The sequence below is a fragment of the Gloeothece verrucosa PCC 7822 genome (assembly GCF_000147335.1).
In the GTDB taxonomy this organism is placed as follows: domain Bacteria; phylum Cyanobacteriota; class Cyanobacteriia; order Cyanobacteriales; family Microcystaceae; genus Gloeothece; species Gloeothece verrucosa.
Genome location: NC_014501.1, coordinates 5,477,752 through 5,502,030 on the forward strand (window position 1 = coordinate 5,477,752; position 24,279 = coordinate 5,502,030).

Here is a 24,279-nt window from a genome sequence, read left to right on the forward strand (position 1 = left end):
AGACTCGAAATTTTCGGAAGTTATTTTAATTATTTTCTGGCATTAGTGTTAGGACGCAAAGAAGCATAACCAAAAGTAGCGTTTGCCATGCGACACCAAATGACTACTGACTTATATTTAGTCAGATCAATACCATCTGGAATTGGATAGCGTTGCGCTCCTTGAAAACTTCGCAACTTACCAAGATTAATGTAACTATTCTGGTTAGAATAACTTTGAGGAGGAGTGGTAGAGGAGTCTAAAAGAACATGAAGATCAGGACCTTGATTACTGGTACTAAAGGCTCCATCTAATTCTAAGAAATTGTGCCCTCCCTCTCTAACGATCCTTGCTGTTCCAGTGGTTGGGGCTTCAGCTTTAACAAAGTTGCCTGTAAAGGCGATGGTTTGTGTTTGACGTTGAGTGATGGCCGTTGCCGGAACTAGATTTGTCTTGAATTTTGCATCTGACAAAGATCGACCATAGCTTGCGGTTGCTATAACTGAACCCATAACAGGAACCATTCCCCAAAGAATAAATCGACTAAATTTCATGAGTGGTGTCTCCTAATCAATGTTTGGCTTTAATACAACGATTTACTCTTGTGCTAAGTCGCAATTTTTTGGTAACGACGAGAGTAGAACTTGCTTGTAATGATTAGAATGCACTACCAAACTGAGCTATATTTAATCGAAGCCTGAAAATTACTTAAAAAATTCCTGAGAAAACTGAGAAGTTATAGTTAAAAATAAATCAACCCTAAAAACCCATAGGGACACATTTGTAATATGTCCCTAAAATTCGCAATTTATTGTCTTATTCTAATTTATTCAGCCAAAAGAGTAAATTAATTAAGCACTGGAGAGGTTTCCGGAGAATTTGCTAACTCAGCCAACTGTTCTTGTTGATCACGAGAAATACAAGATTGAATGATCTCGTCTATATCCCCTTCTAAAGCGCCAACCAAACTAAAGTTTTGTCCCAGACGATGATCGGTTACACGATTATCCTTGTAATTGTAGGTACGAATCTTTTCGGAACGGGAACCGGTGCCCACCTGAGATCGCCGCATAGAACTCACTGCCTCTTGTTGTTCGCGCAGTTTCATTTCATACAACTTAGCCCGCAAAATTTGCATCGCCCGTTCCCGGTTTTGCAATTGCGAACGTTCCTCTGTACAAAAGATTCTAATTCCAGTGGGTTTATGAAACAAATCTACGGCTGTTTCAACCTTGTTGACGTTTTGTCCGCCTGCGCCTCCGGACCGGGCGGTAGAAATTTCGAGGTCTTTGGGGTCTATTTGCACTTCTACCTCATCCACTTCGGGCATAATCGCTACAGTAGCCGTTGAAGTATGAACCCGTCCACCGGCTTCTGTCACGGGTACCCGTTGTACTCGGTGAACCCCTGCCTCAAATTTCAGCTTACTATAGACGCTATCCCCTTGTATTTCTAGAATAGCCTCTTTAAAGCCGCCCATATCAGCCAGAGACTCACTCACCAGTTTTACTGCCCATCTTTGGGATTCAGCATAGCGAGAGTACATTCGCACTAAATCGCCCGCCCAAATACTGGCTTCATCGCCACCGGTGCCGGCCCGAATTTCTAACATAATGTTTTTGTCATCATTAGGGTCACGAGGGAGAAGAAGAACTTTAAGTCGACTTTCTAGAGTTTCTAACTGTTGTTCTAATTCCTGTACTTCTAAAGCGGCCATTTCCCGTAATTCTAGATCGCCGGCGGATTCTTTAAGAATTTGTCGGGCCCCTGCCAATTCTTCCTTGGTTTTTTGCCAAGTTTCATAAGTATTAACCGTTTCTTCCAGAGAAGAACGTGCTTTAGCCACTCGTTGTAATTCATCTGGGTTAGTGGCAATATCTGGATCAGCTAGGCGGCGGGTTAATTCTCTGTAGGTTAGTTCAACAGATTTTAGTTTTTCTAAAAGATATGCTTCAGCCATCGGATTTACTCGTTTTTCTAGTGTTAATTTAATGATCTCGCGAGAGTCGGGAATAGAAAGTAGCTTTAACTCCTACTTATATAATGTATAGATTGCACATCTTGAGCTTGTCTTTTTTCGCTTGGGGAATCAATTTATTACTCTTACTCGCCATTCCCTACTAATTTAAAAAATATGTTTAACCCAGCAGAAATGACTCTGCTGGGCAAATATAATTAGCTAAATTGCTATTTTTCCTTGGCATCAGAAGCTTTGTTTTTCTTTTTATTTCTATCAACCATCCCGTACTTACGTAAGAAACGATCTACTCTTCCTTCAGTATCGATTATTTTCTGAGTACCGGTAAAAAAGGGATGATTCCCTGACCAGACTTCTACATGAATTTCTGGTTGAGTTGAACCAACGGTCATCACCACTTCACCGTTACAGATGACTTTGGCTTCAGGATACCAAGTTGGGTGAATATCTGTTTTAGGCATAGTTATTTTTCGGGTTTTTCGTTGTCAGTTGTTGGTTGTTAGTGGTCAGTGGTCAGTAGTTAGTGATGTGTTTTGTTCCCTTTAAGAAGCGCGGAGTGCGGCACAGTGCCAGTATGCTCCCTTCGGGGAACTCGGATAGCGCAACTGGTTCCACCTGTTCGGGTGTTCCCTACTCTAAAATCTATTCTAACGCTTAGAGTATTGAGGAGCTTTACGAGCTTTGTGTAAACCGTATTTTTTCCGCTCTTTGGCTCGAGGATCTCGGGTCAAATATCCTTCTGTCTTCAGGGGTTGGCGATTTTCTGGAGCGAGTTGGCACAAGGCTCTAGCCACTCCTAGTTTAACAGCATCGGCTTGTCCTGTCAGCCCGCCGCCGTGAGCTTTGACTAGGATATCATAGTCATTTTCTAGCCCTAAAGTTTCTAATGGGGCTTTGATCCCTTGAATATAGTCAGCAATTTGATTGAAGTAGATATCGCCGGTTTTGCCATTAACGGTTATTTGCCCTGTACCAGGAATTAAACGGACTCTGGCGATAGCTGTTTTGCGGCGTCCGGTTCCCCAATAGACTACTCTATCTCTTGTTTCTGTCGCTTGCATTATTTTTCTCCACCGGGAATAGTATTAATGGTTAAAATTTCAGGTTTTTGAGCTTGATGAGGATGATTCGGTCCGTCATAGACTTTTAATTTAGTAAAAAGTTGGCGACCTAGGGTATTTTTCGGTAACATTCCTTTTACAGCTTTTTCGACAATTCTCTCGGGTAAACGAATTTGCAGTTTTTGAAAGGTTTCTAGTTTCATTCCGCCGGGACGGCCCGAGTGACGGCGATAAAGTTTTTGTTGGGGTTTTTTACCGGTTACCACGACTTTTTCAGCATTAATAACAATTACGAAGTCACCGGTATCTAAATGAGGGGTATAAGTGGGTTTGTTTTTTCCCCGTAAGATCATGGCAATTTCAGACGCAAGACGGCCTAAACGTTGTCCTGATGCGTCTATGAGATACCATTTTTTGTCTAATGTTTCTGGATTAGGAAGGGGTGTTTTGTTCATTTTGGTTGTTAGGTGCTTGTTAATGGTTAGTAATAGGTAGCTACCTAATAGTTACTGGGGTTTTTACGGCTATACGGGGATAGCCTGGCTTGGCTCAGTGGGATTAAAGACGAACATCGGTTGAGTATCATACCAAACGCTAGGAGCAAAGGGAAATTCCGGATAACCTACCCTTAATAAACATAACCCTTTGGCGGGAGCCGCGTATTTAACCTCTTCGCGTCTCTGGTTTTTCCAGATGTTGGTAAACTCTGATAGGGATCGTTGTTGATTTCCCACTTCGATTAACATTCCCATGAGCAGGCGTACCATTCCATATAAAAACCCATTGGCTTGAATCTCTACATGAATAAACGGCCCACTTCGATAACATTGTACGGCTTGAACTTCTACCCAAGAGTGAGTTCGCGCCGAATTAGCTCGATGGAAAGCCGCTAAATGGTGCTTGCCTAATAATGGCTCTAAGGCTGCCTGCATCAGGGATTCAGAGAGAGGATATTGATAGTAGTGCCAACTGAAGGGCTTAACAAACAAGTTAGGTTGTTTGTCGGTGTAAATGGTATAACGGTAACGTCGCCAAAGGGCAGAAAAGCGAGCGTGCCAGGTATCACAGACCTTATGGGATGCTCTTACGACAATATCGTCAGGCAAACGAGAGTTCAGGATGGTTGCCCAACGGTACGGCGGAATTAAACTCATTTGGTCAAAGTGGGCTACTTGTGCTGCCGCGTGGACTCCGGCATCGGTTCTTCCGGCTCCGTGTAAGGTAATGGGGTAACCCAAAACCTGGGCGATCGCTGTTTCGATCTCTTCTTGAACGGTGCGCCGGTTGGGTTGGCGTTGCCACCCATGAAAATGCGTCCCTAGATATTGAATGACTAGGGCTACTCGCTGTTTTTCTACCTTGGGGTGAGGGTTGTCCACTGACTTTTACAACAAACGATTAGACCAATTCAATAATTGCCATTTCTGAGTTATCTCCGCGACGGCGCAAGGTTCTCACCACTCGGGTATATCCCCCATTGCGGTTGCTATAACGTTCTTGAGCTTTTTCAAATAGCTTATGGACTAGCTGTTTATCATAGATATAGCCCATCGCTTGCCGTCTAGCGGCTAGAGAACCATCTTTAGCCAGAGTAATCATTTTTTCGGCATGAGCGCGAACGGCTTTAGCTCTGGTGAGGGTGGTGGTAATTTTACCATGACGAATAAGCTCTGTGGTCAACGCTCGCAGTAAGGCTTTGCGTTGATCTGCCGGCAGGCTTAATTGAGGTACACGACATCGATGACGCATTGTTTTTTTTCTCTCTATAGATTGTTGTCAGTTATCGGTTGCCACTGGCCGGTGGTTAGTGATTATTCACCGGTCAACCCTGGCGATCAACTGTTGACTCACTTTAGGTTTTTGCTTTTTCCTGGGGTAAGGTAATGCCCAGGCGTTTTTGCAGAGCTTCGATCACTTCTTCGGCTGATTTTTGACCGAAATTTTTGATCTCTAGGAGATCTTCTTGAGAATAATCGAGCAAATCTGCTACTGTATTTATTTGTGCCCGTTTTAGACAGTTGTAAGCTCGTACCGATAGCTGTAGTTCCTCGATGGGAATTTGGCTTTCGGGATTAACTTCATCTGGGTAATCGCTTTGAGTGGCTTCGAGTTCATTGAGGTCTCTCAGAGGACTAAACAAGTCAACAATAATTGCTGCTGCTTCTGATAAGGCCTCTTTAGGATTAACGCTGCCGTTAGTCCAAATTTCTATGGTTAGCCGGTCTTTAGAACTGGTTCCGTCTACACGGACATCTTCTACACTATAATTAACTTTTGTTACCGGCATGAACACCGAATCGATTTGGAGAAAATCTAAGGATGTGCTATCGTCTTTTCCTCGCTCAATAGCTCGGTAGCCTTTTCCTTTCTCAATGCGAAATTCCATTTCTAGCTTTGACCCTTCAGCTAGAGTCGCCACATATTGACTGGGATCGACGATTTCTACTTCTGAGGGTAAATCAAACTGGCCTGCGGTTACTGTTGCCGGTCCGGTTGCCACAAGACGGCCGATTTGGGGTTGTGAGGTATAACTTTTGAGAGTGATTTCTTTCATGTTCAAAATCAACTCCATCACATCTTCCCGCACCCCCGAGATGGTCGCAAATTCGTGGTTTACCCCAGCAATTCGGAGCGCTGTTACGGCGGCTCCTTCTAGGTTTGAGAGTAATACTCGTCTGAGGGCATTGCCTACGGTTGTCCCTTGACCGCGATCGAGAGGTTCTAGGATAAATTTCCCATACTGACCCTGATTTTTATGAGCCTTTAATTCTACACACTCAATTTGAAACTGCGCCACCCTGGTGACCTCCCTTTTTGTCCCTACTCCGTTGTCCGTTGTCCCTTATCAATTGTTTTGGGTCATTGGTCATAAGTCATCGGTCATTGGTTGTTTCTTTAATTTTTTTTGGGGTTGATTAAAGACTATCGACGATTGACTCTTGACGATTGACTAATGACGATTGATTGTTGAGTGTTTAAACTCTACGTCTTTTGGGCGGACGGCAGCCATTGTGAGGAATTGGGGTTACGTCTCTAATCAAAGTAATTTCTAATCCGGCCCCCTGTAAGGCGCGAATCGCTGTTTCTCGGCCGGCACCGGGCCCACTGACCATTACTTCTATCTGACGCATTCCCTGTTCCATTGCTCTACGGGCTGCATTGTCTGCTGCCGTTTGCGCGGCAAAGGGTGTTCCTTTTTTGGCTCCTTTAAATCCACTCGAACCGGCTGAGGCCCAGGAGATTACGTCTCCTTTGGTGTCAGCGATGGTGACAATGGTATTGTTGAAAGTGGATTGAATGTGAGCGATGCCGTTAGGAACGTTCTTTTTTTGTTTTTTAGCACCGCCTTTTTTTGTTGGTCGCGCCATAATCCTGTGCTGAATTTTGTATTAGGATAGTTTGAGTAATTAACTGGATTATTTTTTGCTCGGAGCTTTTTTCTTACCGGCTACGGTTAAACGTCTGCCACGACGAGTTCGAGCATTCGTCCGGGTTCGCTGCCCTCTCACGGGTAGGCCTTGGCGATGACGACGACCTCGGTAAGTGCCGATATCGACTAGGCGCTTGATGTTCATTGATTCCAAGCGTCTCAAATCCCCTTCGATTTGATAATTGGTCTCAATGTAAGCTCTCAGAGCGGCTGTGTCTTCGTCGCTAAGATCTTTAACTCTTGTGTCAGGATTAACTCCTGTTTCTGCTAATATTTCTTGTGAACGAGATAAACCAATCCCGTACAGATAAGTCAGCGCAATTTCCACGCGCTTATCTCGGGGTAGGTCTACACCAGCTATCCTTGCCACGCTTGTTCTCCCTTCAATTGATTACTTTGGTTCTATGTTGTATGGTTGAACTTTAAGTTATGGTGATAGGATGAATTGATTCTAGCCTTGACGTTGTTTATGCTTGGGGTTAGAACAAATCACCATCACTCGGCCGCGACGACGGATGACGCGACACTTTTCACACATTTTTTTGACAGATGGTCTAACTTTCATGCCTAGTTTTTAGGGCAACACTGCAAGCTTATTATTATATCAATAATAGTGAACTTATGTCATCTCATATAATTTTTCTGTTGGCTTAGTAGCCCACGACCTGGGCTATGGGCGAGCGAGAAAATTTTTCCCGACAGTTTATCTTTTATTTTTGAGACGATAAGTGATTCTCCCTTTAGTTAAGTCGTAGGGAGTTAATTCGACTTTTACCCGGTCTCCTGGCAAAATTTTGATGTAATTTCGTCTTATTTTGCCGGAAATATGGGCTAAAACGTTGAACCCGTTGTCGAGATCAACTCTAAACATAGCATTGGGAAGGGACTCGGTTACTGTACCTTCCATTTCAATTAGGTCTTGTTTGGCCAAGGTGTTAATCCCCACGGTTGAGCTACTTAGGGTTGTTATTATCTAGTGTATGTGATAATTAGCACAATTTGCCTAGTCTAACCAACCCACATTCACATATCTTAGCAAAGTTTCACTAATGAGTTCTAGGAATTTATTAAGCAGCTAGAATTTTTTTGAGAGAAATACTCACTTCTTCAGGGGAACGATTGCCATTAATTGAACTTAGATTTCCCCGTTGACTGTAATAATCAATCAAGGGAGCAGTTTGTGCATGGTAGACTTCTAGGCGGTGACGAATGATCGATTCTGTGTCATCTTGTCGTCCTCGTCCCAAAAGACGTTCAATTAAAATGTCTTCGGGAACTTCCAAATTAACCACCCAGACCAAGAATTGGTTGCCTTGTTCAAGTAAATGCTCTAAAAAACTCGCTTGGACAACCGTTCGAGGGAATCCATCTAAAATCCATCCTTTTTTGGCATCCGGTTGGCTCAGACGGTCTTCAATTAAATTTAACAGCAATTCATCAGGCACCAATTCTCCTTTGTCCATATAAATTTTAGCTTTAAGTCCTAAAGGAGTGCTTTGAGTGATGGCTTGTCTTAAAATTTCTCCTGTAGAAATATGGGGAATTTGGAGAGAATCCGCTAAAATTTCCCCCTGAGTGCCTTTTCCTGAGCCGGGTGGTCCTAAGAAAATTAATCCTGTCGGTTTGGTCATTACTTATTAGTCATGAGTTATTAGTCAGGAGTCAGTAGTCAGGAGTCATTAGTCATTAGTCATTAGTTTAGTAAGGTGATTAGTTATCGATTTTAGAAAATCAATGGTTGATTAAATCAAAATAACTACTCCTCAAGGACTGACTATTGACTATTGACTATTGACTATTGACTATTGATTATTTATTGTTTCACCATTCCCTCATAGCGTTGGGAAATAACATAAGTTTGAATTTGTTTAGCCGTATCAATAGCCACCCCAACGAGAATGAGTAAGGAAGTAGCCCCGAGACCTTGGAAGGTCGTCACACCTGTTGCTCCTTCCACGAGAGTAGGCACGGTTGCCACAATGCTCAAAAAGATAGCCCCTAAGAAAGTTAAGCGGTTTAATACCCCTTCAAGATAATTGCTGGTTGCTGTTCCTGGACGAATCCCGGGAATACTTGCCCCCATTTTCTTGAGATTTTGGGACATATCTTTCGGATTAACAATCAAAGAAGCATAGAAAAAGCTGAAGAAGAAAATTAGTAGCGAATAAAAAAGCACATAAATCCAACTTCCGGGTTGAAGATAATTCACAATCCGGATGAGAATTTGACTAAAAGTTCCTTCTCCAGAAACTGAACGCGCCAACTGATAGGGCAAAATCAACACTGCCGAAGCAAAAATAATCGGCATAACTCCACCCTGATTGAGTCGTAAAGGCAAATAGCTAGTTCTTTCTCGATAGAGTCTTCTGCCCACTTGACGACGGGCTGAAATAATAGGAATACGACGAGTGCCTTCTTGAACGAAGACAATGCCGATAATCATGATCAGAAAGACTAGCAGAAGAATCACCACTTGAGCGACTGCTTGGCGGCCTCCAGTTTGAGCATAATCAATGGTGTTTCCTAAAGTTTTTGGTAAAACAGCGACAATATTAACGAAGATAAGTAAAGAAGCTCCATTGCCAATGCCTCGTTCTGTGATTAACTCTGATATCCACATCACGAACATTGAGCCGGCTGTTAAAGCCAATACGGTTTCTAGAATTGGGATCGGGCTGCCGGCGATTACTCCGTTTTGCACGAGTAACCCTAGCGTTATGCCAAAACTTTGAATAATTGCCCAACCTAGAGCCACATAGCGGCTAATTTGCGATATTTTACGCCGTCCAGCTTCTCCTTCATTCTTTTGCAGGTCTTCTAAAGAAGGAATAGCCGCCGTGAGCAACTGCATAATGATGGAGGCGTTAATAAAGGGAAGAATTCCCAAGGCAAAAATTCCCAGGGTGGACAGACCGCCTCCTGTAAAAATATCCAAAATGCCCAGGGCTGGACTATTTTGAATAAAATCAGCAAATTTAGCCCGGTCTAATCCCGGTACCGGAACAAAAATACCAAAGCGAACTAAAATTAAAAGCCCAACGGTAACAAGCAGCCGTCCTCGCAGACCAGCCGCTTGAGCCATTTGCATAAAAGTTTCTTGAGCCGTAGGTGTTTTATCTCGACTGACGACCATGAAAGGCTACCTCTATTATTAGCTGTCAGTTATCTTGGGGTCATTTTTCAATGATTTATTAATTAATGATAACTGTCAGTTGATCATTTCTTCAGATTTAGGGAGCAACTGAGTCAGTTGACGGAGCATTTAAGAGTGCCCAAGACCCACCAGCCGCTTCAATTTTCTCTTTAGCCCCACTGCTAAAAGCCGCCGCTTTAATGGTCAGAGGAATAGTTAACTCGCCATGTCCCAGCACCTTAAGCGGTCCATCATTACTGGTAATAATTCCCGCCTCCATCAAACTCTCTAAACTCACTTCAGAATTAGCCGCCAGACCCGCCAATTTCCCCACATTAATGATGGTATATTCACGACGATTAACAATAGGAAAATGCTTTAACTTAGGCACACGGCGATACAAAGGCATTTGTCCACCTTCAAACCCAGGCCTAGTCCCAGTTCCCGAGCGAGATTTTTGTCCCCGCATCCCTAAACCCGCACTAGCCCCCTGTCCGGCAGAAATTCCCCGCCCAACGCGACGGCGACGTTTAGTAGCCCCTTTTTGAGGCGAAAGCTCGTGTAATTTCATGATATATTGCTCGTAAATTGCCTGTCTTAGCTGATTAGCTGTAAATATGTTCGATAGGAAGGTCTCTTTCCTTAGCCACTTCCGAAAAGGTCCGCAGCGTTTCTAGGGCATTAATGGCGGCTCTAGCATTATTGAGGGGGTTATCAGATCCCAACTGTTTAGCCAGAATATTCTTCACCCCGGCCAACTCCAGCACAGTTCGCACTGCTCCCCCCGCAATTACCCCAGTTCCAGGAGCCGCAGGACGCATAATCACACTAGCTCCTCCGGAGGCTCCATTAGTCAGATGAGGGATAGAACTCGCTTTAGTCAGAGGCACTTCGATCAATTGTTTTTTGCCATCGGCGACCCCTTTACGGACGGCCCCAATAACATCACCCGCTTTACCGACCCCGACACCCACTTGTCCAGTTTCATTACCCACCACCACAATAGCGCGGAAGCTCAATTTTTTACCGCCTTTAACCACTTTACTGACGCGGCGGATTTGGATCACCCGTTCTTGCCAGTTAGTTTCTTTTTCCTTGGTTCGGCTACTTTTACGACGTTTTGCCATAATTGCTTATTAGTAATTGCTTAGAACTTGTTTCAAATGATTAGAAATCCAATCCGGCTTCTCGAGCCGCTTCGGCCAGAGCCTTAACGCGCCCATGATAAAGATTCCCACCCCGGTCAAAAACCACCGCAGAAATCCCTTTAGCGAGAGCGCGTTGAGCCACCAACTTACCCACTGCCACCGAAGCGTCACAATTGCCACCCGATTCGAGTTCGGTTTTAAGTTCTTTATCTAAACTAGAGGCAGCCACTAAAGTATGCTGAGCCGCATCGTCGATCACTTGAGCATAAATATGCTTGTTGGAGCGAAAAACCGCTAAACGAGGACGTTCTGGGCTGCCTTCTACCGTTCGCCGGATACGACGATGACGGCGCTGTACTGATTCTTTGCGTGTACGTTTCATAATTATTTCTTACCTGTCTTACCTGCTTTACGTCTAACCAGTTCACCTTTATAGCGAATTCCTTTGCCTTTATAGGGTTCGGGAGGACGCACAGCGCGGATTTTTGCCGCAATATTACCCACGATTTCTTTATCAATGCCGCTAATAGTAATTTCCGTATTTTTTTCCACAGCGACAGTAATTCCTTGGGGCATATCCATTTCTACGGGCTTACTATAGCCCACATTCAGGGTCAGCTTGCTGCCGGCGGCGGCGGCCCGGTAGCCCACCCCTTGAATTTCCAGGCGTTTTTCAAAGCCATTGGAAACCCCTTCTACCATATTAAAAACCAGGGTGCGGCATAATCCGTGACGTTGACGGGCCACACGCGAGTCATCAGTACGCACAACCCGCAAAGTGTTGTCCGTAAGTTCAACATTGACCATACTCGGCAAAGTTCTTTCTAGCTCTCCTTTGGGGCCTTTAACCGCCACATGAGAGCCTTCAATATTTACCGTTACTTTATTAGGAATTTCTATGGGGCGTTTGCCAATACGAGACATAACTCAATTACCAGTAGTCAGTTATTAACTGTTGACTGTTGACTGTTGACTGAAAAAGCTACCAAATGTAGCAGAGAACTTCACCACCAATGCCCTGGCGGCGGGCTTCTCGGTCTGTCATAATCCCTTTAGAGGTAGAAACAATGGCGATGCCAATGCCGCCTAGCACACGAGGCAGGTCTTTACAAGGGGCATAAACGCGCAATCCGGGTTTGCTCACACGTTTTAAAGTAGTGATAATCGGTTGGCGATTTTTGTCTTTATATTTCAAAGAAATCAGTAAATGCTTAGCCACGCCTTCGCCGGCTTCAGAAAAGTCCTCAATAAACCCTTCTTGTTTGAGAACTAGGGCTATGCTGCGGGTCATTTTCGTGGTAGGCACTTTGGTGGTGGGGTGTCGCACCGCACAGGCGTTGCGGATGCGAGTGAGCATATCAGCAATTGTGTCGTTAGAAGCCATTATTACTTTTTTTTCTCTCCTAATTCACTCAGGATTTATTGATTACTTACGGAAAGGCATCCCCATTTCTGTGAGCAGGGCGCGGCCTTCTTCATCGGTGCGGGCGGTGGTAATAATTGAGATATCCATCCCGCGAATTTGCTCGATTTTATCGTAGTCAATTTCGGGAAAAATCAACTGTTCTCGAATGCCTAGACTATAGTTTCCACGCCCGTCAAAACTGTTACCACTAATGCCGCGAAAATCTCGAATGCGAGGCAGTGCCAAATTAATTAAGCGGTCTAGAAAAGCGTACATTCGCTCTTGACGTAGCGTCACCATTACGCCCACCGGCATTCCCTTACGGATTTTAAAACCAGCGATCGCTTTTTTGGCTCGGGTTACCACAGGTTTTTGTCCTGTAATAATCGACAGTTCATTAATAGACGATTCTAGGGCCTTAGCATTTTGAGAAGCTTCGCCGAGTCCTCGGTTAACCGTGACTTTAATAACTTTAGGCACTTGATGGATATTCTTGTAACCAAATTGTTCTGTCAGTTTAGGAACAATGGTTTCTTGATATACCTTTTTTAGTCTTCCGCTCATGATGGTTACTTCCTTTATGAACCCTGGGCTTGGTCAGGGCGTGATCGTGATTAACTGTTTATTGATCAATGATTTCGCCAGTTTTTTTCAGCATTCGCACTTTGCGGCCATCTTCGGTAAAAGTATAGCCAATGCGGCTGGCGACTTTTTCCTTTGTGGAATAGAGCATCACATTAGAACTATGAATCGGGGCTTCAAAGGTACTAATCTGCCCAGATTCTCCTTCTTGAGTGGGTTTAACGTGCTTAGTTCTGACATTAACCCCTTGAACAATCACTTTACTTAATTTGGGCAACGCCTTAATGACTTCTCCGACTTTTCCTTTATCGCGTCCTGAAATCACCTGAACGGTATCGCCTTTTTTGACGTGCATTGTGCCGGCGTTGTCGGCGATTTTTTTCTTTTTAAAGGCTTTAACCATTAGAGTACCTCCGGAGCCAGAGAAACGATTTTGGTGTAGTTTTTATCGCGTAATTCCCGTGCTACAGGTCCAAAAACCCGAGTACCTTTGGGATTTCCGTCATTATTAATAATCACGGCCGCATTATCGTCAAAACGGATGGTCATACCACTAGAGCGGCGCAGGGGATGACGAGTGCGGACAATCACCGCTTTAACCACATCGGATTTTTTGACGGGCATATTGGGGATAGCATCTTTAACAACGGCGATAATTTCATCACCGATCCCCCCGTAACGGCGATTGCCGGTGCCGAGAACACGTAAACACATGAGTTTACGGGCCCCACTGTTATCCGCCACATTAAGATAGGTTTGCTGTTGAATCACGGCTAAGTTACTCCTGAACTGAAAAACTGATAATGAGTATTGAACAGAGACTTCTGATGTTAGGGAGTTTCGGGGGTTTCGGGGGTGGTAGCCGTTGTGCTGGTGGAGTTTTTAGTACCTGCCACATGGGTGAGAATTTCCGCTACGATCCAGCGTTTCGTCTTGCTCAAAGGACGAGTTTCCTGAATCCGAACCCGATCTCCGGTTTTACATTGATTTTCTTCATCGTGAGCTTTATATTTTTTAGTCTGCACGACGATTTTGCGGTATTTGGGGTGACGAGTGCGGTTTTCTATAGCGACTACGACGGTTTTATCCATTTTATCGCTGACTACCACTCCCACTCTTTCTTTAACTGCCATAATTCCTCTATTGTGCTTCGGTTGATGCTGATGAGGTGGCCTCAGCTTGAGCTTTGGCGAGTATACGTTCTCGTTCTACGGTCAACAGTTGGCCTAAACGATGCTTAGAGTGTTTAAATTCATGGGGTTTGTCCAAGCGGCGGGTAGCTTGTTGAAATCTCAGGTCAAACAATTTCCGCTTAGTGGCGACGATTTCTTCGGCCAATTCTTCGTCACTTAAATTTCTAGCATCTGCGATTTTTGGGAGAGCCATGATTAAAAATTCAGGATTGGGATTACAACAAAAAGGGTTTAATTATATTCTTCCTCACGGCCCACAAACTTAGTTTTAATGGGTAATTTTTGAGCCGCCAGACGCATTGCTTCTCGGGCAATTTCTTCACTCACCCCGGCAATTTCAAACATAATGCGCCCAGGTTTCACCACAGCTACCCAAAATTCGGGAGAGCCTTTACCTGATCCCATCCGGGTTTCAGCCGGGCGCATAGTCACGGGTTTATCTGGGAAAATGCGAATCCAGATTTTTCCACCACGACGAACATAACGAGTAATAGCCCGACGAGCGGCTTCTATTTGGCGAGAGGTAATCCAGCAGGGTTCGGTGGCTTGGAGTCCATAATCTCCGAAATCAATCGTACTACCTCGAGTTGCCAGGCCTTTCATGCGTCCGCGTTGTTGTTTGCGGAATTTTGTTCTTTTAGGACTTAGCATGGTTAATTTTAGCTTAAAAACAGGTTAAAGGATAAGGGACAAAGGGGGGGGGATTATTCGTTAGAACGGTCTTCAAACTGTTGACGACGACGTTGACGACGGGGAGCAGGCGCATTGCTCGGCGGGGGAGGGGTTTCTTCTTGTCCTGGAATAATTTCACCTTTAAAGACCCAAACTTTCACGCCTAAAATGCCATAAATCGTCTTAGCGGTACGGTAAGAAAAGTCGATATCAGCCCGCAGGGTATGCAGGGGGACTCGTCCTTCCCGAATCCATTCTGTTCTAGCAATTTCTGCGCCATTGAGACGACCGCTCACTTGAACTTTAATACCTTTGACTTCTGCTCGTTGTGCCCGTTGGATCGCTTGACGCACGACACGACGGAAAGAGACTCTTCGTTCGAGTTGTTGGGCGATATACTCAGCAATGAGGGTGGCATCTGCGTCCACTCTCGACACTTCGATAACGTTGATGCGGATTTGTCTGTGGCCGCCGAGAGCGGTTTGCAAACCGAGCCGCAAAGATTCGATGCCGCTTCCACCGCGACCTACTACAACCCCGGGTCGGGCGGTATGAATTTCGATATCCACTTGATCGGCTTTTCGTTCGATGCGAACGTCAGATATCCCGGCGTTGCTAAGATTTGCGTCGATATAGGAGCGAATTTTACGGTCTTCTTGCAGGAGTTCAGGATAGTTGTGCTTATCGGCATACCATCGAGATTTATGCTCTTTAGTAATACCGAGACGAAACCCCACTGGATGTATTTTCTGTCCCATTGTGCTTGTTTTAATAAGTTAATTGGTAATTATTTCCCGGTTACTGTTGGAGCAACAGAGATGGTGATATGACAGGTCGGTTTGCGAATTTGATAGGCTCGTCCTTGTGCCCTGGCGCGATAGCGTCTCAGGGAGGGGCCGCCATCGGCATAAGCTTTGCTAATCACCAGAGTGGCGCGATCTAATCCATTGTTATGTTCGGCGTTAGCGACGGCTGAACGCAAAACTTTTAAAATGGGGTCGCAAGCTCGATAGGGCATAAATTCAAGAATGATTAGGGCTTCTTGATAAGTCCGACCGCGAATTTGATCTAAAACCCGCCGAACTTTATAGGGGGACATTCGCACATAGCGAGCGATCGCTTTAACTTCGTTAGTGGTATCTACTGCCATTGTCATGGGTCATTAGTTATTAGTCATTAGTTATTAGTCATTAGTTATTAGTCATTAGTTATTAGTCATTAGTTATTAGGGTTATTTGATTCGTTATTTTTTTCCACAGAGTGGCAAATTATCTATTTAAATACTAACAACTCAGGGCTAAGGACTAATGACTAATAACTCTTGGGTTATCTTCGAGCTTTTTTATCGCTTTTTGCGTGTCCTCTAAAGGTTCGAGTGGGAGCAAATTCACCCAGTTTATGTCCCACCATTTGCTCTGAGATATAAATAGGAACGTGCTGTTTTCCGTTATGAACAGCGATGGTGTGGCCTACCATATCGGGGATGATAGTAGAGGCTCTTGACCAGGTTTTAATGACTTGTTTTTCTCCTTTATCATTTAATTTTTCAATTTTAGATAGGAGATGATCAGCGACAAAAGGCCCTTTTTTGAGAGATCGACTCATAAGAATTCAAACCTTGAGAATTAAGTTTTAGCCTTGGCTACGACGGCGAACAATCAGTTTGCTACTTTGTTTTTTACGGTTACGAGTTTTTGCGCCTAGGGCGGGTTTACCCCAAGGCGTAACGGGTCCGGAGCGTCCAATGGGTGCCCGTCCTTCTCCTCCTCCATGAGGGTGGTCTACTGGGTTCATGACGCTTCCTCTAACATGGGGTCTGCGTCCTAGATGGCGAGTGCGTCCGGCTTTACCGAGTTTTAGGTTTCTCACATCAGCGTTACCGACTTTTCCGATGGTGGCGTAACATTCTTTTCTCACCATGCGGACTTCTTTAGAGGGAAGTCTTAGGGTAACGTAGTTTCCTTCTTTGGCGACCACTTGTGCTGAAGCGCCGGCGGCACGAACCATTTGTCCACCTCGCCCGGCTACGAGTTCGATGTTATGAACGTCTGAACCTAGGGGAATGCGACCCAAGGGGAGGGCGTTGCCTATTTCAAAGGGGGCATCTTCGCCTGAAATTACGGTACTACCGACTTTTAGGTCAGCCGGTGCTAAGATGTAGCGTTTTTCTCCATCTTGATAGTAGAGTAGGGCGATACGGGCGTTACGGTTGGGGTCGTATTCGATGGCGGCTACTTTAGCGGGGATATTATGTTTATCGCGTCGAAAGTCGATGATGCGATACAGGCGTTTATGTCCTCCGCCTCGATGGCGGCTGGTTACTACGCCACGATTATTACGCCCGGAGGCACTGTGTTTATTTTGGGTTAGGGACTTTTCGGGTGTAGATTTGGTGATTTCCGAAAAGTCGGAGACACTGGCCTGTCTCGTTCCTGGTGTTAATGGTCTAAAAGTACGAATACCCATGATTAGAAGTCAGTGGTCAGTGGTTAGTTAGTAGAGGCGGATTTAGGGGCCATATCTGTACTGATAGAAGCACTAGCCTGAAAACCCGCCCGTACAGGGGTCAGTGGTCAATGGTCATCGGTCAAGGGTTATTAGTGGTTTTTGGGCTGTGTACTGATAACTGATGACTAATGATGATTGACGCGGTTTAGTTTTTTAAACTTCAGGGAACAGGGTGATAGAATCCCCTTCGGCTAGAGTTACGATGGCTCGTTTGTAATGCGGTTTATAACCGATGAATCGGCCAACTCTTTTTTTCTTGCGAGGGAGATGAAAGGTATTGACTTTGATGACGCTGACATTAAATAGGCTTTCGATGGCGGCTTTAATGTCGGGTTTGGTGGCTTTATCGGCTACGTTAAAAACATATTTGTTTTGTTCGAGTAGCAGGGTTGCTTTTTCGGTAACGATGGGTTTGATAACGAGATCAGCTAGGTCTCTTGAGTTAATTTTTGTCTGTGTTTTTGCTGTTTTAGCCACTGTAAACCTCCAGGATTTTTTCTAGTGCGTCGGAGGTAGCCACCAGTTTACTGGCCGTTAATAGGTCATAAACATTTAAGCTATCTGCTTTAATGACCTTTACATTACAGATATTGCGGGCAGATAGTCCCACATTTTCTGGTATTTCCGACAGAATGAGTAATACTTTGTCTTTTTCAGTTACTCCCCAACGAGCGAGGGCTGACGCTAATTCTCGGGTTTTGGGTTGGGGAAATTGTTCTCCAAAGTTTTCGACGATGATTAAGTTTTCGGCTTGATTATTTAGAGCGGTTCTTAGGGCTAATCTTCTTTCTTTGCGGTTCATTTTTAGGTTGTAATCTCTGGGTTTGGGCCCAAAGATTACGCCGCCGCCTCGCCATAAGGGTGAACGATTTGAACCGGCTCTCGCTCGTCCTGTTCCTTTTTGTCTCCAGGGTTTGCGTCCTCCCCCTCTTACTTCTGAGCGGGTTTTAGTGGAGGCGGTTCCTTGACGGGCGTTGGCTAATTGACGAACAACGGCTCGATGTAAGATGTGGGATGCTGTTTCTTCTTTGGCGACTTTTAGTTCTAGGGGTGTCTGTCCGACTTCATCCCCGTCCCAGTTTTTAACGACACAGTTAACCATAGTTATTATTAGTTATTAGTCATTGGTCATTAGTTATTAGTCATTAGTTATTAGTTATTAGTCATTAGTTATTGGCTATCGTTTTTGGTGATTTTTAACGCTTAATCCTGATGACTAATGGCTAGGCGCTATGGACTAATAACTATTTTCCAACTTTTTTGGCTGGTGTAATACTTAAAAGATTTCCGGGTTTGCCGGGTACGGCTCCTTTAATTAAAATTAAATTCCGTTCGGGGTCGACTTGTACAACGGTTAGTTTGCGGATTGTGACTTGTGTTCCACCGTATCGCCCTGCCATTCTTTTGCCTGGGTAAACTCTTCCGGGTGTGGTTCCTGCGCCTGTTGACCCAGGTAAGCGGTGGTTTTTCGACCCGTGAGTCATTGATCCTCGTTTAAAGTTATGACGTTTTTGATAGCCGGCAAAACCTCTTCCTATGGTTTTCCCGGCTACATCTACTATATCTCCGGGTTGAAAAATATCTACTTTGAGGGCATCACCGAGTTGATATTGCTCGGGGTTGTCTAGTCGATATTCTTTGAGATTTTTGAGGGGGATTGATTCGGATTTTTTTAAATGTCCCAGTAGGGGTTTGTTGAGTGCTTTTTCTTTAACTTCCCCGTATCCTATTTGGATGGAACTGTAACCATCTGTTTCTGGGGTTTTAATTTGGGTGATTGGACATGGCCCGGCGTGAATGACTGTTACTGGAATGGCTATTCCTGTTTCTTTGTCAAATATTTGGGTCATTCCCAGTTTTGTACCTATAATGCCAACAGACACGTGTTTTCCCTTCTATTTACTAAACGACAGGTGTTTTGTGTAGACGCGACATCAGTGGTGGGAGAGGGATTTCCCACTTGATTGGTCGTCTTGGATGAGTATTTACCTTTTTTAGCTGGTAAATGGCTCGGGGTTGAGGTTTAACGCACCTAATTTTAGGTCAGTTAAGCACTAAGTTTGGCGTTTGATCTTTAAGACTTAAGGGGGTTGTCCTCAGTATCTTAAAGTGGCCGTTGACACTTTTAGCGTTTTTTGCCTATTGATGTCAAGTGTCCTTAACAGGGTTAAGCTGTAACTTTTTTGTTTACATGGATAGTTTTGAATAGAGTTAATCTTTTTATGAGCTTTGGCTAGGTTGAGCGGCTTGCCCATATCAGATTAGACTTAGCTATTTACACTAATAGGTTGCTTAACGGCGACTGTTTTTTGGTCACAATCATAAAGTATAAATCATTTTTAAGGCCGAGATCAAGTTTTTGAGCGAAAAATTTTTGCCCAAAAAGTCGAGCCGATGGCTAAGTGGCTCTTTGGGCTGGAAGTAAGCGGAAGGTTTAGCTTTTCTAGTTAGTTAAATTAATTTAGCCCGAGGGTCCGGGCTAATGTCGTTTTATTCTTAAATTTTGGCAATTTACGCCTGAGAAAAAAGCTTCGCTAAACTACGGGTGCGCCTGTTGCTAAATACCATACAAGAACGGCTAACAATAAAACACAGAGTTTGACGATGAGGTAAGTGATGCTGTCAGGATAGAAAAGATCGTGCATGATCGCCCTCCTCCTCTCCCCAGGAGAGGATATCTCTCTATTTTTATTTTACCGCTTTCATAGGAATCAAAGCCGATTTTACATCGCGCCTTCTAAAAATTCCCGAATTTCCTTGTCAGTTAAATGGCAACAATCATTGACAACTTTTGATGATTCTTCTAGACGATGATAGTTTTCAAAATCTTCTAGACTTAAAATGCCATTTTGCACCTGTACTTGTTTTAATTCTTCTACTTGTTTTTCTAAAGCTTCTATACGATCTAATAAGGTGCGAATAACGGTTGCTTCTGAATCAGGTAAGTTACCATGTTCTAGAGGATCGACTCGAACGCCAGAGCGGTAAACTAAACGACCTGGAACCCCTACCACTGTACAATCTGAGGGAACATCTCGCAAGACGACTGAGCCGGCACCAATGCGGACGTTATTGCCGATCATAATATTACCTAAAACTTTAGCCCCTGCACCCACCACGACATTTTCTCCGACGGTAGGATGACGTTTGCCAGTTTCTTTGCCGGTTCCCCCAAGGGTAACGCCTTGATAAATGAGGGCATAATCTCCCACAATGGCTGTTTCTCCGATCACCACTCCCATACCATGATCAATAAAGACTCCTTTACCGATAGTCGCTCCTGGGTGAATTTCTATGCCGGTGAAAAAGCGGGCTAGGTGAGAAATCAAACGCGGAATGAAGGGAATGCCGATACAATATAGCCAATGGGCGAAGCGATGAAATACGAGGGCTTGTAACCCTGGATAACAGAATATTACCTCCAACCAGTTGCGGGCTGCGGGGTCACGTTCGAAGATAATGCGAAAGTCAATTATAAGTGAAGATAGCACGAGTTGTTTCCCTCGTTTGGTTAAATCGATCACTAAACTCTATTATATTATCGCCTTTGGGAAACTTGTCAGAGCTTTTTTTGGGGGAAAATCCGAACATCCAGTTAAATTATTCTTTAATAAAAGCTTTATTCTCCAACTTTTATTAATTTTTATGAATTTTTGTTTGAAGGTAACCCCAAGTCCTATATAGATAATCGGTTTAAGAGCATAGCTCTTATGTTGACCTTATGGTGTAAATTGCTATTTGGCAAGGAAATTTAATATATTTGTCCATAAAAATTAACTTTTTCGGAATTTAGGTGATCAAACAGATATGATTGGCTTACTTTTGGCAACTGTAGCCTTGATGCTCATTAGTCAGTGGTTGTTGACAATTATTTTTTTAGAATTTCCTTTATCTATTTTTCATGCCTTAGATTGGCTGTTCTCTTGGATTCACATTTTTGATCAGGTTGGCTATTGGTTCCTAATTGCCATTTTGATAGGCTTGTTAAGCTGGTTTTTAGGCGATTAACAGTCTACCTGCACTGATGGGAGGGATTTCCACTTCTTTGAGTTTCCTAAAAATAAAATTTGCCACCCAAAAATATTTATGTTATACTACAATCAGTATTAAGAGTATAAACAGATTATGCGATTAAAACGATGGGAATCCCCTCGCCGTCAGGGACGAAATGACAAAGGCAAAGGCGGCTCTGCTAGACAGCGACAATTAAAAAAACAACAGCAGATGCTACGGAAAAAACTAAAAGACAATACAAAGGAAAAAATCAAATTCAAACAAGAGGGGGAAAGAAAAGAATTCTCCCTCTTTCCTTTTTGGGATGGCTGCTTTCTCGGCAAAAATCGAGAAGTTAAAATTTTTTTGTTTACAGATGCGCTCTTTAGCAGGGGGGAAGCCTACGCAGATAAAGCCGATAATAAGTTGTATAATGATATTTTTGAGAATTGATATTTAAGATCAGATTGCTATATAAGTAGATTTATATTATATAATTCATCTGGGTTTATTTATGGATATTTTTTGATACAGTTTTTGCATGAAAAACGACTATAATTCTTCTGAATTTGCTAATTTACCCCCTTCACATAATAACAAATGGTGGGCGATGTTAGGGGTAGGAGTGGGGGTATTTATGCTGACTATTGATACCAGTATTGTTAATATTGCCTTACCGACTTTAGTTAAGGTTTTCCAAACGAATTTCGCGACAGTTCAATTAGTGGTTGTCAGTTATTTATTAGTGTTGACCGCTTTAGTGCTGGGAGCGGCTCGTTTAGGGGATATGTTAGGCAAAAAACAGTTATATTTAATTGGCTTAATTTTATTTACCATTAGTTCTCTTTTGTGTGGGTTTTCTCCTTCAATTTTGTTTCTAATTGGTTTTCGTGTCCTTCAAGGTTTTGGGGCAGTTTTTATGTCGGGTCTTGGGCCTGCAATTATTACTGAAGTTTTTCCGAGTTCTGAACGAGGTCGCGCGTTAGGAATTATTGGAGCAATTGTTGCTATAGGAATTGCTTTAGGCCCTACAGTAGGAGGATTATTAATTGGGTTATCGGGTTGGCGCACTATTTTTTTAGTTAATGTTCCTATTGGTATTGTTGCTAGTTTTGTGGTGTGGCGATTTGTTCCGCTTTCTCCTGTGAGTTCTACAAAACAACGCTTTGATTGGTTGGGGACGATTTTTATTACTGTGAGTCTTACTTGTTTTATTATTGGCATGACTGAGGGGCAAAATCGTGGGTTTAATAGTGCTACTTCTTCTCTTTTATTTTTAATAGCGGCTATTAGTTTAATTATTTTTATTGGGATTGAAAGTAGAATTAGACAACCGATGCTAGATTTAGAAATTCTCAAAAATCCTCACTTAAGTCTCAGTCTAGTGGCGGCTGTTTTTGTGTTTATTGTTGTGGGAGGAATCATTTTTATTTTACCTTTCTTTTTAGAATTAGTTTTAAAATATTCTCCTCAACAAAGCGGTTTATTATTAGCTGTATCTCCTATATTAGGGGGTATTGTTGCGCCGATTTCTGGGACTTTATCAGATCGTTTCGGACAAAGGATTATTAGTTTGATAGGATTATTATTAATGGTCATTGGTTGTGGTTTGGTAAGTACGTTTAATCAGCAATTAACTGACCTAGTTTATATTCTTTGTATTGCACCTTATGGGATTGGTTTTGGGATGTTTCAATCTCCTAATAATAGTGCCATTTTGGGTTCAGTTCCTAGGGAACGTTTAGGAATTACATCAGGATTATTATCTTTGTCTCGTACTCTTGGACAAACCACAGGAGTACCTTTATTAGGCAGTATTTTTGATAGTTTAACAAAAAGCCGCATTCCTCAAGGCAGTTCAATTGATCTGACTTCGGCCCCGGTATCTGCTTTAGTATTTGGGTTTGAGAAAACATTAATTATTTCTGGAGTTACTTTATTTTTTGCAGCTATTTTGCTCTTGTTTATGGATAGAATGAAGCCATTAACTAAAAATTATTCATGATTTATTTTTGCTGAGGGTTTCTGATGGTAACTCATCTGAGTTAGCCCTCAAATTGGTTGAGCAGATCAATCTTTAGTCGGGGAATCGTTTGCGGCTCCGGTTCTTCGTCAAATATTTCTTGACATAAAATCTATTTTGTGCTTAATTTTTTGGGTTTTATTTTGTTCTTGAGCGAGAGTTTGTTTAAGAAGTTTTAAATTATCCACTATATCGCGGTCATCAATTTTTTTAATAATTCCCAAAGAGATATCATCCCCTCTACCTTGCTGAGAAATTTGTTCGAGTTGAATATTTAAATTTTTCTGAACGGTGTCACATCCTTGAGAGCGAATTTGAAATAAATAATTTTTCACCGCTTGTAAAAATTCTGCTTCGGTTTGATAAGAAGCGGCATAACTATTAGTCGCCACTAAAATCATTGGGGTTTTATCGGGAGCAAGGGGAATTAAACGTACATGAAAATCTGTCCAAGCATTAGAAAAAGACAAAGATTTTAGTTCATCTCTTTCATCTTTAAGAAAAGGTTGAGTAACGGCTCCGTAATTGTCAATACAAATGATATCCCCATTTCCCAACTGTAAATAGAGGATAAATTCTTGTGTGACTAAAACTGCATTCAGGGTAGCACCATAAGCCAAAAAGGGGTTATGTTCCAGTGCCTGTCTAGCATAAAAGCCTTCTTTAGCGGCTACATTTTGCAAATCTTCAACCGAAAAAGGATGCTCTTGTAAATGGTGTTGTACAGCTTTTTTCCAGGTAGTAACCAACTGTTGAGGTAACTTATCGATGACTAAGGTATTGAAAGCGCGGAGATGATCTAAATTCGGTTGATAATTAACAAACTCTTGAAGAATTAAGAGCGCGGTTTTTACGGCTAATTGAGAACCCATCTGGCGGCGAAAACTTTTAGGACTCCTATAACCATCTGAAAGAGCTAAAATTAGCGGTAATTCTAAGGGAGAGGGTTGCCAAACGCTGATAGCATCTTGATTAGGGATATTGTCAAGCTTCCGGTTGGCTCCTTGTACTGTTTCTTGAATAATGCGCCATTTAGGTGCTTCCGGTTTCTCTGCCATTCCCTCAGCCCTACTCAGTTTCTCGATCAGTTTTTTGACCATCAATTCTCTATTTAGAGACGAGCGGTTTACTCCTCTTAGTTCCTCTTGTTGAGCATTTATTTTTTCGTAATAAA

37 protein-coding genes are annotated in these 24,279 nt (G+C 43.1%); 3 read left to right on the forward strand and 34 right to left on the reverse strand.

Going from position 1 to position 24,279, the window contains the following annotated elements:
- Positions 1-29: 29 nt before the first annotated feature.
- From CYAN7822_RS24575 to cysE, 33 genes are all read right to left on the reverse strand, one after another.
- Positions 30-533, reverse strand: a complete 504-nt coding sequence (locus CYAN7822_RS24575) for a DM13 domain-containing protein (protein ID WP_013324958.1) — start codon at positions 531-533, stop codon at positions 30-32.
- Between the two features lie 293 nt (positions 534-826).
- Positions 827-1,939 carry a peptide chain release factor 1 gene (prfA, locus tag CYAN7822_RS24580; RefSeq protein WP_013324959.1) on the reverse strand — a complete coding sequence of 371 codons (1,113 nt, stop codon included), beginning with the start codon at positions 1,937-1,939 and terminating at the stop codon, positions 827-829.
- 227 nt (positions 1,940-2,166) lie between these two features.
- Positions 2,167-2,418 carry a 50S ribosomal protein L31 gene (rpmE, locus tag CYAN7822_RS24585; protein ID WP_013324960.1) on the reverse strand — a complete coding sequence of 84 codons (252 nt, stop codon included), beginning with the start codon at positions 2,416-2,418 and terminating at the stop codon, positions 2,167-2,169.
- A gap of 186 nt (positions 2,419-2,604) precedes the next feature.
- Complete coding sequence (gene rpsI / locus CYAN7822_RS24590; protein ID WP_013324961.1) at positions 2,605-3,018, reverse strand: 30S ribosomal protein S9; 414 nt, start codon at positions 3,016-3,018, stop codon at positions 2,605-2,607.
- Positions 3,018-3,473: a 50S ribosomal protein L13 gene (gene rplM / locus CYAN7822_RS24595; RefSeq protein ID WP_013324962.1), complete on the reverse strand. Its 456-nt coding sequence runs from the start codon at positions 3,471-3,473 to the stop codon at positions 3,018-3,020. Before rplM ends, rpsI begins: the two co-directional genes overlap by 1 nt.
- Before the next feature lie 69 nt (positions 3,474-3,542).
- A complete protein-coding gene (gene truA / locus CYAN7822_RS24600) occupies positions 3,543-4,397 on the reverse strand; it encodes a tRNA pseudouridine(38-40) synthase TruA (protein ID WP_013324963.1) in 855 nt (284 codons plus the stop codon).
- A 19-nt stretch (positions 4,398-4,416) separates the two neighbouring features.
- Positions 4,417-4,767, reverse strand: coding sequence for a 50S ribosomal protein L17 (rplQ, locus tag CYAN7822_RS24605; RefSeq protein WP_013324964.1), 351 nt, complete (start codon positions 4,765-4,767; stop codon positions 4,417-4,419).
- A 103-nt stretch (positions 4,768-4,870) separates the two neighbouring features.
- Positions 4,871-5,815, reverse strand: a complete 945-nt coding sequence (locus CYAN7822_RS24610; protein WP_013324965.1) for a DNA-directed RNA polymerase subunit alpha — start codon at positions 5,813-5,815, stop codon at positions 4,871-4,873.
- A 178-nt stretch (positions 5,816-5,993) separates the two neighbouring features.
- The gene (gene rpsK, locus CYAN7822_RS24615; RefSeq protein WP_013324966.1) at positions 5,994-6,386 is read right to left on the reverse strand and encodes a 30S ribosomal protein S11; all 393 of its coding nucleotides are present in this window, start codon (positions 6,384-6,386) and stop codon (positions 5,994-5,996) included.
- A gap of 48 nt (positions 6,387-6,434) precedes the next feature.
- Positions 6,435-6,818 (reverse strand): 30S ribosomal protein S13, encoded by a 384-nt coding sequence (gene rpsM / locus CYAN7822_RS24620; protein ID WP_013324967.1) that lies wholly within the window; start codon positions 6,816-6,818, stop codon positions 6,435-6,437.
- Between the two features lie 81 nt (positions 6,819-6,899).
- Positions 6,900-7,013 (reverse strand): 50S ribosomal protein L36, encoded by a 114-nt coding sequence (gene rpmJ, locus CYAN7822_RS36050; RefSeq protein WP_013324968.1) that lies wholly within the window; start codon positions 7,011-7,013, stop codon positions 6,900-6,902.
- A gap of 138 nt (positions 7,014-7,151) precedes the next feature.
- The gene (gene infA, locus CYAN7822_RS24625) at positions 7,152-7,379 is read right to left on the reverse strand and encodes a translation initiation factor IF-1 (protein WP_041933995.1); all 228 of its coding nucleotides are present in this window, start codon (positions 7,377-7,379) and stop codon (positions 7,152-7,154) included.
- A 136-nt stretch (positions 7,380-7,515) separates the two neighbouring features.
- Complete coding sequence (locus CYAN7822_RS24630) at positions 7,516-8,079, reverse strand: adenylate kinase (RefSeq protein ID WP_013324970.1); 564 nt, start codon at positions 8,077-8,079, stop codon at positions 7,516-7,518.
- Positions 8,080-8,261: 182 nt separating this feature from the next.
- On the reverse strand, positions 8,262-9,581 hold the full coding sequence (gene secY, locus CYAN7822_RS24635) for a preprotein translocase subunit SecY (RefSeq protein WP_013324971.1): 1,320 nt from the start codon (positions 9,579-9,581) through the stop codon (positions 8,262-8,264).
- A 97-nt stretch (positions 9,582-9,678) separates the two neighbouring features.
- Positions 9,679-10,152, reverse strand: a complete 474-nt coding sequence (rplO, locus tag CYAN7822_RS24640) for a 50S ribosomal protein L15 (protein ID WP_013324972.1) — start codon at positions 10,150-10,152, stop codon at positions 9,679-9,681.
- Positions 10,153-10,186: 34 nt separating this feature from the next.
- Positions 10,187-10,708: a 30S ribosomal protein S5 gene (gene rpsE / locus CYAN7822_RS24645; RefSeq protein WP_013324973.1), complete on the reverse strand. Its 522-nt coding sequence runs from the start codon at positions 10,706-10,708 to the stop codon at positions 10,187-10,189.
- A 40-nt stretch (positions 10,709-10,748) separates the two neighbouring features.
- Complete coding sequence (gene rplR, locus CYAN7822_RS24650; protein ID WP_013324974.1) at positions 10,749-11,111, reverse strand: 50S ribosomal protein L18; 363 nt, start codon at positions 11,109-11,111, stop codon at positions 10,749-10,751.
- 2 nt (positions 11,112-11,113) lie between these two features.
- Positions 11,114-11,653: a 50S ribosomal protein L6 gene (gene rplF / locus CYAN7822_RS24655; RefSeq protein ID WP_013324975.1), complete on the reverse strand. Its 540-nt coding sequence runs from the start codon at positions 11,651-11,653 to the stop codon at positions 11,114-11,116.
- Positions 11,654-11,711: 58 nt separating this feature from the next.
- On the reverse strand, positions 11,712-12,113 hold the full coding sequence (gene rpsH / locus CYAN7822_RS24660; RefSeq protein ID WP_013324976.1) for a 30S ribosomal protein S8: 402 nt from the start codon (positions 12,111-12,113) through the stop codon (positions 11,712-11,714).
- A gap of 42 nt (positions 12,114-12,155) precedes the next feature.
- Positions 12,156-12,698: a 50S ribosomal protein L5 gene (gene rplE, locus CYAN7822_RS24665; protein WP_013324977.1), complete on the reverse strand. Its 543-nt coding sequence runs from the start codon at positions 12,696-12,698 to the stop codon at positions 12,156-12,158.
- A 58-nt stretch (positions 12,699-12,756) separates the two neighbouring features.
- Positions 12,757-13,119, reverse strand: a complete 363-nt coding sequence (rplX, locus tag CYAN7822_RS24670) for a 50S ribosomal protein L24 (RefSeq protein ID WP_013324978.1) — start codon at positions 13,117-13,119, stop codon at positions 12,757-12,759.
- Positions 13,119-13,487, reverse strand: a complete 369-nt coding sequence (gene rplN, locus CYAN7822_RS24675; RefSeq protein ID WP_013324979.1) for a 50S ribosomal protein L14 — start codon at positions 13,485-13,487, stop codon at positions 13,119-13,121. The genes rplX and rplN overlap by 1 nt, the downstream gene beginning before the upstream one ends.
- Positions 13,488-13,546: 59 nt before the next feature.
- Positions 13,547-13,849 carry a 30S ribosomal protein S17 gene (gene rpsQ / locus CYAN7822_RS24680; protein WP_013324980.1) on the reverse strand — a complete coding sequence of 101 codons (303 nt, stop codon included), beginning with the start codon at positions 13,847-13,849 and terminating at the stop codon, positions 13,547-13,549.
- Positions 13,850-13,856: 7 nt separating this feature from the next.
- Complete coding sequence (gene rpmC / locus CYAN7822_RS24685) at positions 13,857-14,102, reverse strand: 50S ribosomal protein L29 (protein WP_013324981.1); 246 nt, start codon at positions 14,100-14,102, stop codon at positions 13,857-13,859.
- Between the two features lie 38 nt (positions 14,103-14,140).
- Positions 14,141-14,560, reverse strand: a complete 420-nt coding sequence (gene rplP / locus CYAN7822_RS24690) for a 50S ribosomal protein L16 (protein ID WP_013324982.1) — start codon at positions 14,558-14,560, stop codon at positions 14,141-14,143.
- A 53-nt stretch (positions 14,561-14,613) separates the two neighbouring features.
- Positions 14,614-15,339, reverse strand: a complete 726-nt coding sequence (gene rpsC, locus CYAN7822_RS24695) for a 30S ribosomal protein S3 (protein ID WP_013324983.1) — start codon at positions 15,337-15,339, stop codon at positions 14,614-14,616.
- Positions 15,340-15,368: 29 nt separating this feature from the next.
- Positions 15,369-15,731 carry a 50S ribosomal protein L22 gene (gene rplV, locus CYAN7822_RS24700; RefSeq protein ID WP_041933381.1) on the reverse strand — a complete coding sequence of 121 codons (363 nt, stop codon included), beginning with the start codon at positions 15,729-15,731 and terminating at the stop codon, positions 15,369-15,371.
- 176 nt (positions 15,732-15,907) lie between these two features.
- On the reverse strand, positions 15,908-16,186 hold the full coding sequence (gene rpsS, locus CYAN7822_RS24705; RefSeq protein WP_013324985.1) for a 30S ribosomal protein S19: 279 nt from the start codon (positions 16,184-16,186) through the stop codon (positions 15,908-15,910).
- A 27-nt stretch (positions 16,187-16,213) separates the two neighbouring features.
- Positions 16,214-17,047 (reverse strand): 50S ribosomal protein L2, encoded by an 834-nt coding sequence (gene rplB, locus CYAN7822_RS24710; RefSeq protein ID WP_013324986.1) that lies wholly within the window; start codon positions 17,045-17,047, stop codon positions 16,214-16,216.
- Between the two features lie 195 nt (positions 17,048-17,242).
- Positions 17,243-17,566 (reverse strand): 50S ribosomal protein L23, encoded by a 324-nt coding sequence (locus CYAN7822_RS24715; protein ID WP_013324987.1) that lies wholly within the window; start codon positions 17,564-17,566, stop codon positions 17,243-17,245.
- Positions 17,559-18,191, reverse strand: a complete 633-nt coding sequence (gene rplD, locus CYAN7822_RS24720) for a 50S ribosomal protein L4 (RefSeq protein ID WP_013324988.1) — start codon at positions 18,189-18,191, stop codon at positions 17,559-17,561. Before rplD ends, CYAN7822_RS24715 begins: the two co-directional genes overlap by 8 nt.
- A 142-nt stretch (positions 18,192-18,333) precedes the next feature.
- Positions 18,334-18,972: a 50S ribosomal protein L3 gene (rplC, locus tag CYAN7822_RS24725; RefSeq protein WP_013324989.1), complete on the reverse strand. Its 639-nt coding sequence runs from the start codon at positions 18,970-18,972 to the stop codon at positions 18,334-18,336.
- Between the two features lie 840 nt (positions 18,973-19,812).
- The gene (gene cysE, locus CYAN7822_RS24730; RefSeq protein ID WP_013324991.1) at positions 19,813-20,580 is read right to left on the reverse strand and encodes a serine O-acetyltransferase; all 768 of its coding nucleotides are present in this window, start codon (positions 20,578-20,580) and stop codon (positions 19,813-19,815) included.
- A 316-nt stretch (positions 20,581-20,896) separates the two neighbouring features.
- Here cysE and CYAN7822_RS24735 point away from each other — a divergent pair, with 316 nt between their 5' ends.
- From CYAN7822_RS24735 to CYAN7822_RS24745, 3 genes are all read left to right on the forward strand, one after another.
- The gene (locus tag CYAN7822_RS24735; protein ID WP_013324992.1) at positions 20,897-21,097 is read left to right on the forward strand and encodes a hypothetical protein; all 201 of its coding nucleotides are present in this window, start codon (positions 20,897-20,899) and stop codon (positions 21,095-21,097) included.
- A gap of 117 nt (positions 21,098-21,214) precedes the next feature.
- Positions 21,215-21,535 (forward strand): hypothetical protein, encoded by a 321-nt coding sequence (locus CYAN7822_RS24740; RefSeq protein WP_013324993.1) that lies wholly within the window; start codon positions 21,215-21,217, stop codon positions 21,533-21,535.
- Between the two features lie 88 nt (positions 21,536-21,623).
- Complete coding sequence (locus tag CYAN7822_RS24745) at positions 21,624-23,087, forward strand: MFS transporter (protein ID WP_013324994.1); 1,464 nt, start codon at positions 21,624-21,626, stop codon at positions 23,085-23,087.
- Positions 23,088-23,194: 107 nt separating this feature from the next.
- Here CYAN7822_RS24745 and CYAN7822_RS24750 read toward each other — a convergent pair whose 3' ends face one another.
- The gene (locus CYAN7822_RS24750; RefSeq protein ID WP_157871844.1) at positions 23,195-24,163 is read right to left on the reverse strand and encodes a protein phosphatase 2C domain-containing protein; all 969 of its coding nucleotides are present in this window, start codon (positions 24,161-24,163) and stop codon (positions 23,195-23,197) included.
- Between the last annotated feature and the right edge of the window lie 116 nt (positions 24,164-24,279).